Below are 16,519 nucleotides of genomic sequence, written 5' to 3'. Positions count from 1 at the left end.
GGCGAACGCGAGTGGGCCGTCTCACAGCCGGTTCCCGACCCGCCCCCGTGCGCGTACGGGCTTCGGCCGACCACTAAACTCGCCCCCATGACCAGTGCGTTCCCGACCATTCCCGCCGACCTCAAGCCCGCCGACGGACGGTTCGGCTGCGGCCCGTCCAAGGTCCGCCCGGAGCAGCTGCAGTCCCTGGTGACTGTCGGCGCCTCGGTGTTCGGTACCTCGCACCGCCAGAAGCCGGTCAAGGACGTCGTCGCGCGCGTGCGCAACGGCCTGCGTGAGCTGTTCTCCCTGCCCGACGGTTACGAGGTCGTGCTCGGCAACGGTGGCACCACCGCGTTCTGGGATGCTGCCGCCTTCGGCCTGATCCGCGAGCGTTCGCTGCACCTGACCAACGGCGAGTTCTCCTCGAAGTTCGCCTCGGTAGCCAAGGGCAACCCCTTCATCGGCGACCCGATCGTCGTCAAGGCCGAGCCGGGTAGCGCGCCCGAGCCCGTGTCGGACCCCTCGGTCGACCTCATCGGCTGGGCCCACAACGAGACCTCCACCGGTGTGTCGATCCCCGTGTCGCGTCCGGTCGGTTCGGAGAACGCCCTCATCGCCATCGACGCCACCTCCGGCGCGGGCGGTCTGCCGGTGAACATCGCCGACTCCGACGTCTACTACTTCGCCCCGCAGAAGTGCTTCGCCGCCGACGGTGGCCTGTGGATCGCGATCATGAGCCCGGCCGCGCTGGCCCGCGTCGCCGAGATCAAGGAATCGGGTCGCTGGACCCCGGAGTTCCTGTCGCTGCCGATCGCGGTCGACAACTCCTCCAAGGACCAGACCTACAACACCCCGGCGCTGGCCACCCTGCTGCTGTTCGCCGACCAGATCGAGTGGATGAACGCCAACGGCGGCCTCGACTGGACCGTGAAGCGCACCCTGGATTCGTCCTCGCGGCTGTACTCGTGGGCCGAGTCGAGCTCCTTCGCCACCCCGTACGTGTCGGACCCGGCGCACCGCTCGCAGGTCGTGGGCACCATCGACTTCGACGACGCGGTCGACGCGGCCCAGGTGGCCAAGATCCTGCGCGCCAACGGCATCGTCGACACCGAGCCCTACCGCAAGCTGGGCCGTAACCAGCTGCGCGTCGGCATGTTCCCGGCGATCGACCCGGAAGATGTTTCGCAGCTGACCCGTTCGATCGACTGGGTCGTCGGTCAGCTCTGAGATAAGACCGCGATAGGGCCGGTGCCCGGCGAACCGAATGGGTTCACCGGGCACCGGCCCTTCTTGTTCGGACTGCACACATTCGCAATATTCGCCGAGTTTCGACAGATCTCGGTATCGATATTTGATGTTGATCTATCACCAAAACCCCTGCACACAAGCCGAATTCGGGTGGTGAGCCGCTCAGATTAGCCCCCTGGGCACGGCTGGTGCGCGATTTAAGTCGTGCGTGTCTGCTGCCGCGGCCAAGTAATGTGCACTACTGTCTAGGAAAGTGGGCGGTGTCGTAGCCGACGCGATAGGGAGGTAACGGTGCGTGAACTTCGAGTGATCGGGGTGACGCCCGACTCCACGCACATCGTGTGCAGCGACACCGAGTCCGGTACCAAGTTCCGGTTGCCCGCCGACGACAAGCTCCGCGCGGCGGCGCGCGGCGACCTCGCACGATTCGGCCAGATCGAGATCGAAACGGAGGCGACTATGCGTCCTCGCGATATCCAGGCCCGTATTCGCGCTGGAGCGTCCGTCGAGCAGGTCACGGCAGAGTCCGGTATGCCGGAATCCAAAGTCGAACGATTCGCCTACCCCGTATTGCTCGAGCGTGCGCGCGCCGCCGAATTGGCGCAGAAGGCGCACCCGGTGCGTCCCGACGGCCCCTCGGTGGAAACGCTGCACGAGATCGTCACGGCGGCCTTCACCGAGCGCGGCCACACCATCGAGCAGGCCGAGTGGGATGCCTGGAAAGACGAAAAGGGTTTCTGGGTCGCTCAATTGCAGTGGCGCCACGGTCACTCCGAGATCGCCGCGCACTGGCGCTACCAGCCCGACGCGCACGGCGGCTCGGTGTCCCCGCTCGACGACCCGGCCAACGACCTGATCGATCCCGACTTCGGCCGCGCGCTGCGTGGGCTGGCGACGATCCTGCCCACGCCGGTTCCGGCCGCCTCGCCGGTGCTCGAACCGCCGACCCCGGTGGAGCCGCGTCCGCGCGAGCAGATCGCCGCACCCGCCGCACGCCCGCAGAGCCGGCCGGCGCCGAACGTGGACGAGTACTACGAGCAGCGTCAGGTCGCGGCAGGCGGTGGCACGGCGGCGATTCCGGCCGCGCCCATCCCCGCGGCACCGATCCCCGCCGCGCCCAAGCCCGCCGCCCCGAAGCCCGCTGTTCCCGCCACGCCGAGCCAGCCCGCGGCGCAAGCGGAGAAGCCCGCCGAGGAGCCGGTAGCCGACAAGCCCGCACCGAAGCCCGCGCGGACCAAGCGCGGCAAGGCGCCCATGCCGTCATGGGAAGACGTTCTGCTCGGTGTCCGCAGCTCCGGCAACTGAAAGCATGCGGACGGTCCGGGACCCGGTCGCCATATCGCGCAAGTACATGGGTAACTCGTCGGGAACGAACTGACGTAGCACGTCCGCCAACCGTCAGCCGCCGACGCCGTCGAGCCACCCACCTGAGTCCGGCTTGAATACCCGGAGAGGCGGGACAGTGGCTTCTACGCTCTGGTATGTCGATACGCCTGATCCGGTGGCGGTGCTGACCGGAACCGTCGAATCCGATCCTGTCGCGGCGGCGGCGCTGGCCGGGCAGTTGTACAGCGACCACGACGTTCGGCCGCACATGGTCGGGACGCTCGCCGGGTGCGCCGCACCGGATCGGGACGAGGTCTATATCGGCTGCTATCCCGGACTGACCGTGGTGTGTACGGCCGAGGCCGCGCTGGTACATCCGACGAAGCTGCCCGATCTGCTGGTGCGCCCGCTCGCTTCCGAACACACCTATCTCGTGTCCTACGACACGACACTGCACTGGGGTGCGTTCGCGCATTGGGAGCGTGGTGAATTCCGGCGGTCGTTCAGTTCCACCCGGGTGGACATTCTCGAGAACGAAGGGCTCCCGATGGTGTGGGAGCGCACCTTCTGGGCGGGTGAGCATCCGGTGCCGGACCGTCCCGAACCGCAGTCACTGCCGTTCGATCCACCCGATTTCGCCGACGCCGCCAATGACGAATGGCTCGGTTTCCGCTACCTGACCCCGGCCGCTTCCGGCCGGCTCGCTCCCGGCGATCTGCCGGTCTGCGGTTTCACGCTGTATCCGAAAGGCCAGGCACCGGAGCACAAGCGCGTGCCGGTCGGTCGTCCCGGTGCGGCGACGCGCCGCAAGCGCGGACTCTTCGGGTGGTTGCGCGGTGCCGATCGGGTGCTGTGAGCGTCAGCTGAGCTGGTAGACGATCACGGCGATCCAGCCGAGCACCACCGCCGCGGCCGCACCGCCCAGCACCCACCGCACCACCGGTGTGAACCGCCACCGCCACGCGGTCGGCGCCACCCCGACCGCCGCCACCACGTTCACCCCGATCGCCAGCAGGGGATTGACCGCGGCCAGCGCGCATCCGAAGGCGTAGACCGCGACCCCGCCGAGCAGCGCGACCAGTACGACAACGGTGCCGCCTGCCGCCCATGGCACCGAATCCGCTTGCGCGCGATACGGTCCCTCACATTCCTTGCTCATGACGTGCGCACTCGTTCGTAGAACGCCATCGCCGCCGCGGTCGCGACGTTGAGCGAATCGGTTCCGGGTGACATCGGGATGCGCGCGCGAACATCGGTGGCGCGCATGGCTTCTTCGGTCAGACCGGGCCCTTCGGCGCCGAGAAGCAGCGCCACCTTCTCCCCCGTCATCGCCGTCGCCAGATTCGCCGCCGCGGGGTTCGGCGTCAACGCGATGATCTGGAAACCCTTGTTCCGTACGAGGTTCAGACTCGCCGGCCACTGCGGCAGTTGCGCGAAGGGCACCCGCAGGACATGCCCCATCGACACCCGTACCGCTCGCCGATAGAGCGGATCGGCGCACCGGTCGCCGAACAGCACCGCGTCCGCGCCGAGCCCGGCGGCGTTGCGGAACATCGAACCCAGGTTCTCGTGGTCGTTGACGCCCTCCAGGACCGCCACCGTGCGGGCGCCGTCGAGCACCTCGTCGACGGTGAGCTCCGCCGGACGCGGCGCCACGGCGAGTACGCCGCGATTGAGATGGAAGCCGACCACCTCGGCCATCACCTCCGCGCTCGCACGGTAGTACGGCAGATCGCGATCGGCCAGATCGCCCGCGAGGGTCTCGAAACGCTTCCCGACGCCGAGCAGGGCGCTGGGCGTGAAACGCGAGTCGAGCATCCGCTGCACGACCACTACGCCCTCGGCGATGACCAGGCCTTTCCGGCCCGGCAGGTCCGGCCTGCGGTCGGCATTGGACAGGTCACGGAAGTCGTCGACGCGCGGGTCGGTGGGGTCGTCGATATCGATCACTTCGGCCACCGGCTAATCCTGGCATGCTGGAAGCATGAAGATTGTCCAGTTGATCTTGAACGTGCTGTGGGTGGTGCTGTGCGGGTTCTGGATGGCGCTGGGGTACCTGCTCGCGGCACTGATCTGTTTCATCCTGATCGTCACCATCCCGTTCGGGATCGCCTCGCTACGCCTGGCCGGGTACGTGCTGTGGCCGTTCGGCCGCACCGTCGTCGACAAACCCGGTGCGGGCGCGGGCTCGCTGATCGGCAATGTGATCTGGTTCGTCTTCGCGGGCTGGTGGCTGGCGCTGGGCCATGTGTTCACCAGCATCGCGCTGGCGGTGACGATCATCGGCCTGCCGTTCGCCTGGGCGAATCTCAAGCTGGTGCCGCTGTCACTGTTCCCGCTCGGCCATGACGTGGTGTCGGCCGACGCGGCGCGCCAATCGAGCTGATCACTCCGATTCGGCGACGATCTGGTTCATGATGCCGACGGCTTCCCCGAGCACCGCGATCTGCTCGGGGCGCAGTCCGGCGAGCTGACCGGTCATCCATACCTCGCGCGCATTGGTCTCGTCGGCGATCAGCGCGCGACCGGCGGGCGAGAGCGAGACGATGATCTGCCTGCCGTCGGTCGGGTGCGGGCGGCGCTGGACCAGGTCGAGGTCGGCGAGCGAGGCGATGACGCGGGTCATCGACGGTGGTTGAACGCGTTCTTTGCCTGCCAGCGCGCCGGGCGTCATCGCGCCATCACGAGCCAGCGTCGCCAGAGCCGACAGCTGAGTAAGCGAGATCTGCGCATCGGAACGGCGTCCGCGCAGGTGTCTCGTGAGCCGCACGACGGCCAGTGATAGGTCACCGGCCAGGGCACGGACGTCCGATGGCGTTGTCACAGTGCAGAACTCTACGGTAAATCCGGCTGGGCTGACGGGTTTCACACGGCTACTGTTTGGGTATGGACGCCGGACCTGTCAGTCCCGAGATACCTCAACTGCCCAGAATCCTGGTCGACCCACGCCCCGTGGTGCTGGGTGGCTTCGCCCTGTGGATCATCGCGACCGTGGTCGTGTGGATGAACGCGAGCTGGGCCGATGCCCGCCCGGTGTGCCTGATGGGGCTCGTGGTGGGCGTGCTGGGGTCGTCGATCTTCCTGTTGCAGCGGCGTTCCGCGCGGCGCGGCGACAAGGGCGCCCAGGTGGGCCTCGACACCGACTAGCTCACCGCGAATTCGTCGCTGGTCCCGACAACCGGGCGAAGCGTGCCGTCGGCGCCCAGTGCGTCGGCGTAGTGCACGAATCGGTGCACACCGGGTTCGGCCGTCGCGGGGATGTCCCAGGTGAAGCGGGCGATCGAGACCGAGGCGCCCGCTGTGCGCCAGTGGAAACGGACGTCCCATTCACCTTCGTTGGCCACCCGCTCCCAGCCCGCCGCGGTCTTACGCTGCACGTGCAGGAAGGTGTCACCGCGGCGCGGATTGTGTTTCGGGTGGGCCGAGACGAACTCGACAGCCGCCTGTTCGCCGCGTCGGCAGGCTGACGGCTGGATCAGGACGTCACCGAAACCACGGCCGGGCGGGGTCGTGTCGGGCCCTGGCGCGGCGGCGAAGTTCGGTTGCAGCTCGGAGACATCGCGTGGCGCCGGCCCGCGCCCGACCGGCTGACCCGCGGCGAACGCCGCTGCCAGTCTGGTGAATTCCTGCACATACCCGCACAGCGTGTAGCGGCCGAACAGCGTCGAAGCGCCCTCGTACTGTTGCGAGTCGTACTCCTCGGGGGTGGTGACGTACTCGTGGTAGCTGTTCGAATAGCCCTGTAGCAGCACCTGTTCCAGCTCGACGCCGAGCACCGCCGCCACCGCGCGGCGCACGCGCAGCCCGGCGACGATCGTGAATTCCGCGCCCGCGGCGGCCAGATACAGGTCACCGATGCGAATCAGCTGGATCGGCACCACATTCGGGACCCACGGTACGGGCGGCATCAGCCCGAGCGGGGCGAAGATCGCCTTGGGGGCCTGGGCATCGGCGAGCCAGGCGGGGTGCGGGTGGTCGATGCCGCCGAGGAAGTCGACCATCGGATTGCGCACCCCTTCGGGGATCGGGCCGCCGGGCAGGCCCGGGCCGTCCTCGACGCTGCCCGCCGCCAGGGAGACACCCGCCGCAGCCGGGGACGTGCGTCGCGGGGCGCCGTCGGGGGTGAAGCGGCCGTCGATCGTGAGCGCGGCGAGATCGATGTAGCACAGGATCGAGGCGACCTCGGCCTGCTGTACGGCTGCCCGCGCCGCCGCCTCCTTCGCCGCGTGATGCTGGCGTTCGCCCAGAATCCTGGTGTTGTCGAACTCGTCGGTGGTCGGGCCGTTGCCGGGCGTGAGGCCGAGATTGGGCGACATGTCACCGGCATTGGTCTGTGCGAACGCGGCGAGGAAGCCGGCGCCGTCGAGGTGGCGGACCCCGTGCTCGAGGTGCTCGGCGGCGTAGCTCGCGTAGCCCTTGTTGTCGGAGCTGATCAGGCGGTTCGCGTTGGTCATCGAGGTGTTGTGGGTGGCGAACCAGGTGAGCGCGCCGACCTGACGGCCTTGTCTGGCGAACACCAACGTGGTCACCGCGGGGTCGATCGCGTCGGGGAAGACCGCGCGATCGGCGGCCGGATTGCGGTCGAAGGCCACGCGCGAGCGGTTGACGCTGGCGTCGTGGAGTTCTGCGCGCCCCAGGCTGATGGCGCCCGGCGCGAAGTCCGCGTCGGCCGCCACGATCGCCTCGACGATTCCGTCGACCTCGGCGTCGAAGACCTGCTGCTGAAATCCCAGCGTCGCCAGCGTGTAGGCGTAGTCGTGCGCGGAGCCGCCACAACTGGCGTGGGTGTGCGTGGAGGTGAGAACGACATTCCGCTCGGAATACCGGTCACCGAAACGGCGGGCGAGCGCGAGCATTACCGCGCCGTGTACCGAGGCGAACACCGCGCCGTTCTCCACCGCGACGAACGCGATCCGAAATCCGCGCGCACCGATCACGAACGCACGCGCGCGTGGGCGCAGATGAATTCCCGCTGTTGTCTGTTCGAGCTGGGAGTAGCCCATCATGCCGCATTCCGCGGCCGGGCCCGTGAGATCGGCACTGCCGAGCCCGAATTCGAATCCCTCAGGATTCGCGTGTGCGACCGGCATTCCCCTCTTCGAGATGATGGGCAGTGCCGTGGCACCCAGTGCCGAGGCAGCGAGCATGGTGCGGCGGGACAGGGACATCGGGCGACTCCTTCGCAACTTCCATTTCGGAGACAACCACATCAACTGGTCAAATGTCCAGGATTTTCTGGCGGACCGGCGAATTGACTGTTCGTGGCGTGAGCGCTTAACTCGCACAGTGTCCTCCCGATTGAGCGTCGAAGAACGACGAGCCCACCTGATCGAGGCAGCGATCGGTCTCGCCGAGAAAAAGGGCGTGGCGGGCGTGACCACGCGCGATGTCGCCCAAGCGGCAGGCGTCTCGCTAGGTGTGGTGCATTACTGTTTCGAAAACAAGGACGCGCTGATGACCGAGCTGGTCAAAGCGCTCTCGATGGAATTGCGCGATTCCGTCGATGCCGATGAAACGGTATGGGAAGACGCCGGAACAGGAAAAGAAGCACTTCAGAAATTGGTGCGCCGCGGTTTGGAACTGATGTGGCGCAACATCGAAGCCACTCCCGAACGGCAGTTGCTGACCTACGAGACCACCACCTACGCGCTGCGCGAGGGTGAATCGACGCCGGCCAAGCTGGCGATCGCCCGCGAGCAGTACGGGTTCAACGACAGCACCGTCGCCGATGTGATCAACCATTGCAGCGAGGCGACCGAGACGCGGTGGAAGACGCCGGTGGCGACGCTGAGCCGGTTCATCCTCAATGTGATCGACGGGATCGTGCTGCGGTGGCTGGTCGACGACGACAGCGAGTCCGTGCAGGTTCAGCTCGATCTGCTCGCCGAGATGGTCGCCACGCACGCGGAATAGATCAGCCGCGCGGCGCCTGCACGTGGGTCACGTCGCCCTCGCACCACCAGGGGACGTGGACAGTGCCCGAGATCGCGCCGCGCAGATGCACTTCGAGGGTTTCGTGCAGCACCAGCTCGCCGGTGACATCCTGCGGCGACCACAGCTGACGCAGCACCACGCCCACAGGCTCCGCCGCCCAGGTACTTCGGCGCCCGGTGCCGAGCACCTCGGCGCTGACCTCCTCCGAGACCAGCGGAAGGTCGAGCAGGGTGGCCAACGCCCCCGCGTGCGCGGTGTCGCCGACGACGAGGCGTTGCGGCGGAACCACCAATCCGAAGCACGGCTGGTCGAGAACCATGGCGGTACTCGCGTCGACGACGTCGCCGGACAGTGCGCGGATCCGCTCGGGGAGATCCAGTTCGCGCGGATCGAGGGCGCCGGAGGCGACCGCGGCGGCCAGACGGGCATTGGTTCGGGCGATCACCTCGGGGGCAGGGGATTTCGACGGATCGGCCAGTGCGTCGAGGAGTTCCTCGGCCAGCGCGGCGGACATGATGTCCGGGCGCACGAGAGCGGGGCGCAGCGCATCGAGGTCGGGGCCTTCGATGCCGACGGCCGCGAATACCGGCAGGAGTCCGTCGAATTCGTTGTCGTCGGGGTGGTGGAGCCGACCCAGCGGAATGCCGTCGATATGGGCGTGGCGGTGCAACCACCAGGTGGTGTAACCGTCGCGATCGGCGAGCAGGGCGCGGGTGCGCGGCTCGGACAGCAAGTGGCGCAGCGCTTCCGGCCAGCGGTCTTCGTCGACCAGGTCGAGGTCGCGGACCGCGACGAGCTCGCGGGGATCTTCGGAAAGGCTGTCCCACCAGGACTGTTCGTCGTCGAGGTCGTGGTCGGGACCGATCGGTTCCGGATCGGTGAGCACCGCGAAACCCCAGCCGACACCGATCGCGCGCAAGGCTTGCTCGCCGTACTCGGCGACGGCAGCGTCGGCGATGGTGCCGAAGGGGGCGTCGGATGCCAGCACTTCGGCGAGCGGGGCGCCGGGCAGCAGCAGTTCGTCGGCGGGGCTCAGCTCACCTGTTTCGTCGGGCAATTCGAGCAGGCCGAGCCAGTCGGGCAGCGAGCCAGGGGAGGCGAAGGGAGCCAGCTGGAGCACCGCGGCGACCGTGTCCGGGTCGGCCGGATCGTGCTCGAGCAGGTCGCGCAGGGCCGGATCGGTGAGCAGGTCATCCGAACTCGCGCTGCGGGCCCCCAGCCGACCGAGGAGCGGGTGCGTGGCATCCGGGTGCACCAGGCGCGCCCAGTGCACCGGTACGGCCACCGTGAGCTGATCGTCGAGCACTACGGTCCGTGGCCCGGTGACCAGCCGCCCGTCGGTCAGCGGCACGGCCAGCGCGCCGAATTCCTCGGCGGTTCGGGTATCGACGACGAACGGTTCCAGGGCGGCGTAGAACCGCCGCCACCAGCGTGGTTCACGTTCCAGTCCGCTCGACCGCTCGGCCACCGCGGCCGGGCCGAGCCGATGGACATCGAGGACCGCCAGCTTGTCCTGACCGGCACGGCCGGACAGCTCCGGAATCACCAGCGGTCCGGTGATCTCGGCGAGGAACGCGGCCAATTCCGGTGTGAGGTCGGGAAATACGCTCGCCCGGGTCGGCGTGCTGCACGGCGAGTCCGCTGCGACCGGTTCGTAGGTGGGCTCCTCCGGCGCGAAACGATCGCTGTGCGGTGCGGATTCGCCCGAGGCGAGATGGGATCGGTCGCCGCCGGTCGCTACGGCATCCTCGGATGCGAAGAGAGCCGCTAGATCCGGGAGGTCGTTCGAGGCCGACGTGCCGGGCCCTGATCGCGGCGCGACGCTGCGGCCGGATGTGCCGGGCTCCTCCGATGCGAAGAGGTCCCCGAGGTCGGGAGCGCTGTTCTGTGCGGCGTCATCGGTGCCGAATTGTCCGGGCAGGTGCAGATTCTCGGGCGAAGCCGGTGAGTCGGGCCCCGAGAGGTCCGACGGATCGGCTGTGGTGTGGTCGCGCGTGGCGCACACCGGGAGCCAGGAGTTGGTACGAAGCTCGGCGATGACGGCTTCGCGCAGGATCGCGTCCGCTTCGCTGCGGGCGAAGCCGGGCGTGGGGACCAGGACGAGGCGGTCCCGGGGCGGCAGCGCGCGGGCGAAATCCGCGTATCCGGAGGCCAATTCGGTGATGCGGGCGCCAGGAAGGAGGCGGCGGCGGTCGGGCTGCATCGGGATATCGGCGACCAGGATCGCGGGGAGCGAGAGTTCCTCGTCGGATCGAGTGGGGGCGCGCAGGACATCCGGGGCAGTCGCGACGGGGCGGCCGTGGCGGAGTGGGAGTAGCCAGCGGGCTCTGGGAGTGCGGTACTGCCACCACGCTCGGCGTGCGCCGGACGGGAGGGTGATCGTCAGCTGGGAGAGCGTGCCGGGGTGGTCGGCGGCGGACAGGTTCGCGTCGAGCTCGTCCGCGGCGTCCGGTCCGTCGGCTGCGGCTGTGCCGTCGGTGGCGGGAACAGCGGCCCGGGCGGCATCGGGACGAACGGCGTCGGCGGCTCGAGTGTTGGCGAGAATCTTTACCGCGCTGGTGAATTGGTCGGTATCGATTCGGATGCGCTGGAGGGCCGGTAGTTCCAGGAGGAGGTCGGGAGCCTCGGCTCGCATGGCGTCGAGGAGGGCTTCGGGGTCGATGTCGTCGCGCAGGTGTACGACGATTTCGGTGTCGGTGCCCGCGAGTGGGGTGGTCGGCACCGGCCAGGCCAGGCGCAGGACCGGGGGCGCGATCGTGGTGAGGTCGTGGGGGATGCCGATGCCGGTGTCGTGCAAGGCGTTCAGCGTGGCGACACGGGAGAAGCGCAGCGATCCGGTCGTCGATCGGACCTCGATCTCGTCACCGACGGACCGCACCGCGGTGAAGCCGACACCGAAACGACCGACCTGGGCGGCGCCCGCCTTTCCGGAGGCACGCAGTGCCGTCAGCGCGTGCACACCGGAAACACTCAGCGGCGCACCGGTATTCGCGACGTGTAGCCGACCGTCCAGTACCCGCACGATCAGCTCGCCCGCGACACCGGCCTTCGCCGCGGCGTCGGCCGCGTTCTGCGCGAGCTCGGTGAGCAGCCGATCCCGGTAGCCCGCGGCCACCAGATCCGCCTCGCTGGCACTGTCCTCGCGTAACCGCGTCGGCGAATCCCGCCACGCGGCAAGCACTCCGGCCCGCAGCTCCGCGGTACCGAACGGGTCACCCGCTCCGTTCAGCGCGACACCGACGATCCGTGCTCGCTCAGATCAGCCGACTCCGCCGCTTCGCCGGAACCCGCATCGCCCGACACCGCGGCCTCGCCTTCAGCGGAAGCCTCCGTGCCCGACACCGCGGCCTCGCCTTCGACGGAAGCCTCGGCGCCCGCCACAACCTCGGCGGCAGGTGCAGCCTCCGTGACCGCGTCGGCAGCAGTCGCTACCTCGTCTGACGCGCCCGAAGAGCTCTCGGCATCCGCAGCGGCCGGGGTCTCAGCGGTGGCTGATCCGTCGCCGACGGTGAGTTCGGCCTCGACGGCGGGTTCGGCCGAGACAGTCTCGGCGGGAACCCCGGTATCCGAGGCGATTTCGGCGGTGACGACCTCATCGGCCGACTCCGGCACAGCGCCCTCGGCGAGCGCGGAACGCTCAGCGTCCGCGGCGGCGACCGCTTCGGCCTCGGCGGTTTCCTGCCGGTCGCCTGCCCGCTCCGCCGCGGCCTCGCCGACCTCGGTCGACGAGTCCGCGGAACTCGGCTCGGTCTCGGTGTCCGAGGTCGGCGGGACAGCGGCGACCGTTTCGGCCGCGACCTCCACGACCTCGATCGCCGGGTCGGCGGATGTCTCGGCGACAACCTCCACGACCGCCGTCGTGGAGTCGGCGTCAGCAGGCTCGGTCGCGGCCTCTGTTGCCGAGTCCGCGGTAGCGGTCTGGGACGTGGCCTTGTCGATCGCGTCCTCGACAGCCGGGCGGACGATCTCGACGAAATCCACCGCGTGGTCGTCGAATGCCTCGTACAGCGGGGATCCGTTGCCGCTGGGGGCCACCACGTCGGAGTGGGCGCCGCAGCCGTATTCGATGTGGACGACGTGGCCGTCGGCACCCATCGCGTTGCCGCAGACACCGAAGGACTCGCGCAGGGCGCCGGCCAGCGGCAGGTAGAAGCCGCACATGCCGCAGGTGCCTGGGGCGGCCTTCGCCATCTCGGTGTCGGGGCCGAACTCGGCGAACCAGCGCTGGGCGGCGTCGGCGCGGCCTTCGAGGCTGAGCACCTGGACGCGACCGAGGCCGACCTCGCGGGCCACTTCGTCGATCACCGGATCGCCGGTGGCGACGTAGCCGGGAACGAGACGGGGGTCGTCGGCGGGGGCGGCGAGCAGGTCGCCGGGGCCGAGGTCGCCGGGGCGGACCCGCTGCTCCCACGGGACGAAATCGGGGGCGATCAGGGCGTCGAGGGCAGGCAGCAACGCCGACTCGCTCACCGTCGCGTGGTCGGCGCCGGGAGGCGCGGCGACCACGACGGCCCACTGCCAGCCGCGGTAGCCGGGCAGGGTCGCCTCGAACCGGTGGGTGGCCGCGGTGTCGTCCTCGGCGCTCACCCCCAGATGGACTCCTACCCCGTCGGGTTCCAACGCGACGAGCGCACGACGTGCGACCTCGGCCGCGTCGGCCAGAACGGGACGCACGCCGGACTCCGAAACAGATACTGCGCTCACGGCATACATTTTGCCGTATGAAGTGCAATCGCAGTTCGTTGGCCGTCGCAGTGCTGGTCAGTGTGCTCGGCGCGGGGGCCTGTAGCGGTCCCGAGGAGCCCGGACCGACGCGGTTGCGAGTCGAGGTGATCGGCTCGTCACCGCACGATCCGCAGGCCTTCACCCAGGGCCTGGAAGTGGTCGACGGCGTCCGCTACGAGAGCACCGGAATGTGGGGCGTGTCGTCCGCGCGGGCCGCCGACCAGCGCACGGGCGCCGAAACAGCGCGCGTCGAGCTGCCCGGTCGCGTGTTCGGCGAGGGCATCACCAGGGCGGGCGCGATCGTGTGGCAGCTGACCTGGCAGGACGGTTTCGCCATCGCCCGCGACCCGGTCACCCTGGCCGAGACCGGTCGCGCCGACTATCAGGGTGAGGGCTGGGGATTGTGCGCACAGCCACAGCGGCTGGTGATGAGCGACGGCACCGGCACGCTCACCTTCCGCGACCCGGTGACCTTCGCGCAGACCGGTTCGGTGACGCTGTCGGGCTACCGCGATCCGAAGCCGAACGAATTGGACTGCGCGGAAGACGGCACGGTCTACGCGAACAACTACCCGACGGACGAGATTCTGCGCATCGATCCCGAGACCGGCCGGATTCTCGCCGTCATCGAGGCGGGCGGACTGCTCACCCCCGCCGAACGGGCGGGCACCGATGTGCTCAACGGCATCGCTCACCTGCCCGGCACCGATCGGTTCCTGCTGACCGGCAAGTACTGGCCGCGCATGTTCGAAGTGCGTTTCGTCGGGAAATAACCCCGATGTGGCCGACATTGCCGCGGCGCGAGTGAACACGCGCCGCCCGAGTGCGACAGAATTGGACTTGTGACTACGCCCCGCGATCCATCCGGTCCTGACCGTGGTCGCCGGGACGGTACTGCCGCCGACCCACACCCCGGCTACGGGCAGTACCCGCCGCGCGCACCGCGCAAGGTCTTCCCCCGGCCCGAACGGCCGCTGCCCGCCGAGCCGCCGACGGTCCGGTCGAAAAGCCTGTTCCGGCGCCACCGCCCCGTCGACCCGGCCGCCCCGACCACGCCCGTGCCGAACGCGGCGCCCGCCGGGCGCACACCGGACGACTATCCGAAGCGCCGGCCACCCTTCGACGACCGGGGCCGACCGGCCGCACCACGCGCCGAGCATCCGCACGACCGGCCGCCGGTCGACGATCGGGGCCGACCCCCCGCGCCCCGCGACGAGCAATGGCGCGCCGACCACCCCGTGGACGACTCCGGCCCGGCGGGTACCCGTCCCTTTCCTCGCGACGAAGGCGTCGACGACCAGGTCGACCAGCGCGTCCCCCGGAAACTCACCGTCACCCGCGTAGCCGCCATGCGCAGCCGCGAACTCACCGAACGCGGCATCGCCACCTTCCAGCGCGCCGCCAAGGCCGACGGCGCCGACCAGTCCGGCCTGACCGCGCTCACCTACGCCACCATGGCGAACTTCGCGCTCGACGCCGCGATCGCGGTCGCCCTGGCCAACACCCTGTTCTTCGCCAGCGCCACCGCCGAATCCAAAACCAAGGTCGCTCTGTACCTGCTGATCACCATCGCGCCGTTCGCGCTGATCGCGCCGCTGATCGGCCCGCTGCTCGACCGGCTGCAACGCGGTCGCAGGCTCGCGCTGGCGACGACCTTCGGCCTGCGCGCGGGCTTCGCGCTGCTGTTGATCTTCAACATCGACACCTGGGGCCTGTATCCGCTGGCGCTGTGCATGATGGTCGGTTCGAAATCCTTCGCCGTGCTCAAGAGCGCGGTGACGCCACGCGTGCTCCCACCGGATATCGACCTGGTGCGCACCAATTCCCGGCTGACCGTGTTCGGCCTGGTCGGCGGAACCATCGGCGCGGGCGCCCTGGCCGCGCTCACCGCCCTCATCGCGGGTTCCACCGGCGCGTTGATCTTCGCCACCGGCATCGCCGTCGCGGGGGTGTTCCTCAGCTTGCGGATTCCGCGCTGGGTCGAGGTGACCGAGGGAGAGGTCCCCGCGACGCTGACCTACCACGGCCCCGACGCGCACACCGAGGTCATCTACCGCGGCGAGCAGTCCGCGGTGCCGCCGCGCAAACGGCGTCAGCCGCTGGGCCGCGCCGTGGTGACCGGCCTGTGGGGCAACAGTTCGATTCGCGTGCTCACCGGCTTCCTCACCTTCTACATCGCCTTCGTCGCCAAGGGTTCGGGCGGCAGTCCCAGCGAACAGGCGGCGATGCTCGGCCTGGTCGGCGCCGCGGCGGCCATCGGCAACTTCGGCGGCAACGCGACCGGCGCCCGGCTGCAATTGGGCAGGCCGTCGCCGGTGGTCCTCGGCTGCACCGGCGCGTGCGCGGTGGTCGCGCTGTTCGCCGCGTTCACCGGAAATCTGTTCGGCGCCGCCGTAGCCGCACTGGTGGCCTCCGCGGCCAGCGCGCTCGCGAAGGTCTCCCTCGATGCCGCCATCCAGGACGACCTCCCACCGGAATCGATCGCGTCCGGGTTCGGCCGCTCGGAGACCGTGCTGCAACTGAGCTGGGTCGTCGGCGGGGCGGCCGGTGTGCTGATGCCGATCGAATACTGGAAGGGTTTCGCCTTGATCAGCGTGATCCTGCTGGCCGGACTGCTCCAGACGTTCGTCAGCTATACCGGGCACTCGCTGCTGCCGGGCCTCGGCGGCAATCGCCCCCAGCACGTCGAGCAGGAAGTGCCCAGCACCCATCCGAGAGGGACAGGAGACCCCACCTGGTGAGCAAGCTCAACGCTCGAACGATCGTCGCGCTGGTCGCGGCCGGACTGTTCGCGGTCGTCGCGGTGACCGCGGTGTGGGTGGGGGTGGCGGTATCGAAGGCGCCCGCGCACACCCCGCAGCTCACCGCGTACGCGCACGGCACGACCATCACGGTCGACCCGTTCATGTACTGCACGGTGCGGATGGAGAATTGCCGGTACGGCGAGACCACGCCGCTGGAGGTCCCCGCCGGTGACCCCGTACAGCTCTCGCTGCCCGACGCGGTCGCCGAATCTCCCTGGCTCATCCAGCTGATCTACCAGCGCCCCAGCGGCGAGCAGCTGGACCGGGTGCTCAGCTTCGCCGACTACCCGGACCGCGCCAGGGCTCTCACCATCGAGTCGAAGCCGGAACCGGACCTGCGCCTGATCGGCATCGAGGTGCAGCTGCCGATTTTGGCCCGTGACATCGCCACCGGGCAGGAAAGCTACATCCCGCACGCCGCCTGGTCGATCGTCACGCCCGAGCCCGAACCTCGCGAGTCCTGAGCCAGAAACGCGACCGGCCCCGAACGACATTCGTTC

Annotated in this window: 15 protein-coding genes; 9 read left to right on the top strand and 6 right to left on the bottom strand. The window is 69.2% G+C overall.

Translation table 11 applies throughout. The features are described 5' to 3' along the window. Positions 1-87 precede the first annotated feature (87 nt). The 3 genes from serC (at position 88) to ACFULV_RS14000 (ending at position 3,412) form a co-directional block, all read left to right on the top strand. Positions 88-1,209, top strand: coding sequence for a phosphoserine transaminase (gene serC, locus ACFULV_RS14010; protein WP_378656444.1), 1,122 nt, complete (start codon positions 88-90; stop codon positions 1,207-1,209). Between the two features lie 312 nt (positions 1,210-1,521). Next, a complete protein-coding gene (sepH, locus tag ACFULV_RS14005; protein ID WP_378656442.1) occupies positions 1,522-2,535 on the top strand; it encodes a septation protein SepH in 1,014 nt (337 codons plus the stop codon). 157 nt (positions 2,536-2,692) lie between these two features. Next, positions 2,693-3,412 carry a DUF6928 family protein gene (locus tag ACFULV_RS14000; protein WP_378656440.1) on the top strand — a complete coding sequence of 240 codons (720 nt, stop codon included), beginning with the start codon at positions 2,693-2,695 and terminating at the stop codon, positions 3,410-3,412. A gap of 3 nt (positions 3,413-3,415) precedes the next feature. Here the strand turns inward: ACFULV_RS14000 and ACFULV_RS13995 are convergent, their stop codons facing one another. Together ACFULV_RS13995 and ACFULV_RS13990 are read right to left on the bottom strand one after the other, a co-directional pair. Then, a complete protein-coding gene (locus ACFULV_RS13995; protein ID WP_378656437.1) occupies positions 3,416-3,715 on the bottom strand; it encodes a DUF2537 domain-containing protein in 300 nt (99 codons plus the stop codon). Then, positions 3,712-4,515 carry a TrmH family RNA methyltransferase gene (locus ACFULV_RS13990; protein WP_378656434.1) on the bottom strand — a complete coding sequence of 268 codons (804 nt, stop codon included), beginning with the start codon at positions 4,513-4,515 and terminating at the stop codon, positions 3,712-3,714. The genes ACFULV_RS13995 and ACFULV_RS13990 overlap by 4 nt, the downstream gene beginning before the upstream one ends. 25 nt (positions 4,516-4,540) lie before the next feature. Here ACFULV_RS13990 and ACFULV_RS13985 point away from each other — a divergent pair, with 25 nt between their 5' ends. Then, positions 4,541-4,942: a YccF domain-containing protein gene (locus ACFULV_RS13985; RefSeq protein ID WP_378631982.1), complete on the top strand. Its 402-nt coding sequence runs from the start codon at positions 4,541-4,543 to the stop codon at positions 4,940-4,942. On the opposite strand, the gene ACFULV_RS13980 is transcribed toward ACFULV_RS13985, so the two are convergent. After that, positions 4,943-5,380 (bottom strand): MarR family transcriptional regulator, encoded by a 438-nt coding sequence (locus tag ACFULV_RS13980; protein ID WP_266297061.1) that lies wholly within the window; start codon positions 5,378-5,380, stop codon positions 4,943-4,945. A 62-nt stretch (positions 5,381-5,442) separates the two neighbouring features. Here ACFULV_RS13980 and ACFULV_RS13975 point away from each other — a divergent pair, with 62 nt between their 5' ends. Beyond that, positions 5,443-5,703: a DUF2530 domain-containing protein gene (locus ACFULV_RS13975; protein ID WP_378656431.1), complete on the top strand. Its 261-nt coding sequence runs from the start codon at positions 5,443-5,445 to the stop codon at positions 5,701-5,703. Here ACFULV_RS13975 and ACFULV_RS13970 read toward each other — a convergent pair. Next, positions 5,700-7,724, bottom strand: coding sequence for a neutral/alkaline non-lysosomal ceramidase N-terminal domain-containing protein (locus ACFULV_RS13970; RefSeq protein ID WP_378656428.1), 2,025 nt, complete (start codon positions 7,722-7,724; stop codon positions 5,700-5,702). The genes ACFULV_RS13975 and ACFULV_RS13970 overlap by 4 nt on opposite strands. Here ACFULV_RS13970 and ACFULV_RS13965 point away from each other — a divergent pair. Next, complete coding sequence (locus ACFULV_RS13965; RefSeq protein WP_378656425.1) at positions 7,702-8,469, top strand: TetR/AcrR family transcriptional regulator; 768 nt, start codon at positions 7,702-7,704, stop codon at positions 8,467-8,469. The two genes, ACFULV_RS13970 and ACFULV_RS13965, sit on opposite strands and share 23 nt — an antisense overlap. Before the next feature lies 1 nt (position 8,470). Here ACFULV_RS13965 and ACFULV_RS13960 read toward each other — a convergent pair whose 3' ends face one another. Continuing rightward, a complete protein-coding gene (locus ACFULV_RS13960) occupies positions 8,471-11,671 on the bottom strand; it encodes a sacsin N-terminal ATP-binding-like domain-containing protein (protein ID WP_378656422.1) in 3,201 nt (1,066 codons plus the stop codon). A 44-nt stretch (positions 11,672-11,715) separates the two neighbouring features. Next, positions 11,716-13,194: a DUF3027 domain-containing protein gene (locus ACFULV_RS13955; RefSeq protein ID WP_378656420.1), complete on the bottom strand. Its 1,479-nt coding sequence runs from the start codon at positions 13,192-13,194 to the stop codon at positions 11,716-11,718. A 17-nt stretch (positions 13,195-13,211) separates the two neighbouring features. Here ACFULV_RS13955 and ACFULV_RS13950 point away from each other — a divergent pair, with 17 nt between their 5' ends. The 3 genes from ACFULV_RS13950 (at position 13,212) to ACFULV_RS13940 (ending at position 16,483) form a co-directional block, all read left to right on the top strand. Further along, positions 13,212-13,988 carry a glutaminyl-peptide cyclotransferase gene (locus tag ACFULV_RS13950; protein ID WP_378656417.1) on the top strand — a complete coding sequence of 259 codons (777 nt, stop codon included), beginning with the start codon at positions 13,212-13,214 and terminating at the stop codon, positions 13,986-13,988. A 69-nt stretch (positions 13,989-14,057) separates the two neighbouring features. Further along, the gene (locus ACFULV_RS13945) at positions 14,058-15,956 is read left to right on the top strand and encodes an MFS transporter (RefSeq protein ID WP_378656414.1); all 1,899 of its coding nucleotides are present in this window, start codon (positions 14,058-14,060) and stop codon (positions 15,954-15,956) included. Further along, entirely contained in the window at positions 15,953-16,483 is a 531-nt protein-coding gene (locus ACFULV_RS13940) for a DUF2771 domain-containing protein (protein WP_378656411.1), read from the top strand. Before ACFULV_RS13945 ends, ACFULV_RS13940 begins: the two co-directional genes overlap by 4 nt. Positions 16,484-16,519: the final 36 nt, after the last annotated feature.

Source organism: Nocardia sp. NPDC057272 (genome assembly GCF_042668615.1).
In the GTDB taxonomy this organism is placed as follows: domain Bacteria; phylum Actinomycetota; class Actinomycetes; order Mycobacteriales; family Mycobacteriaceae; genus Nocardia.
This window is presented reverse-complemented; position numbering and strand designations above follow the sequence as displayed.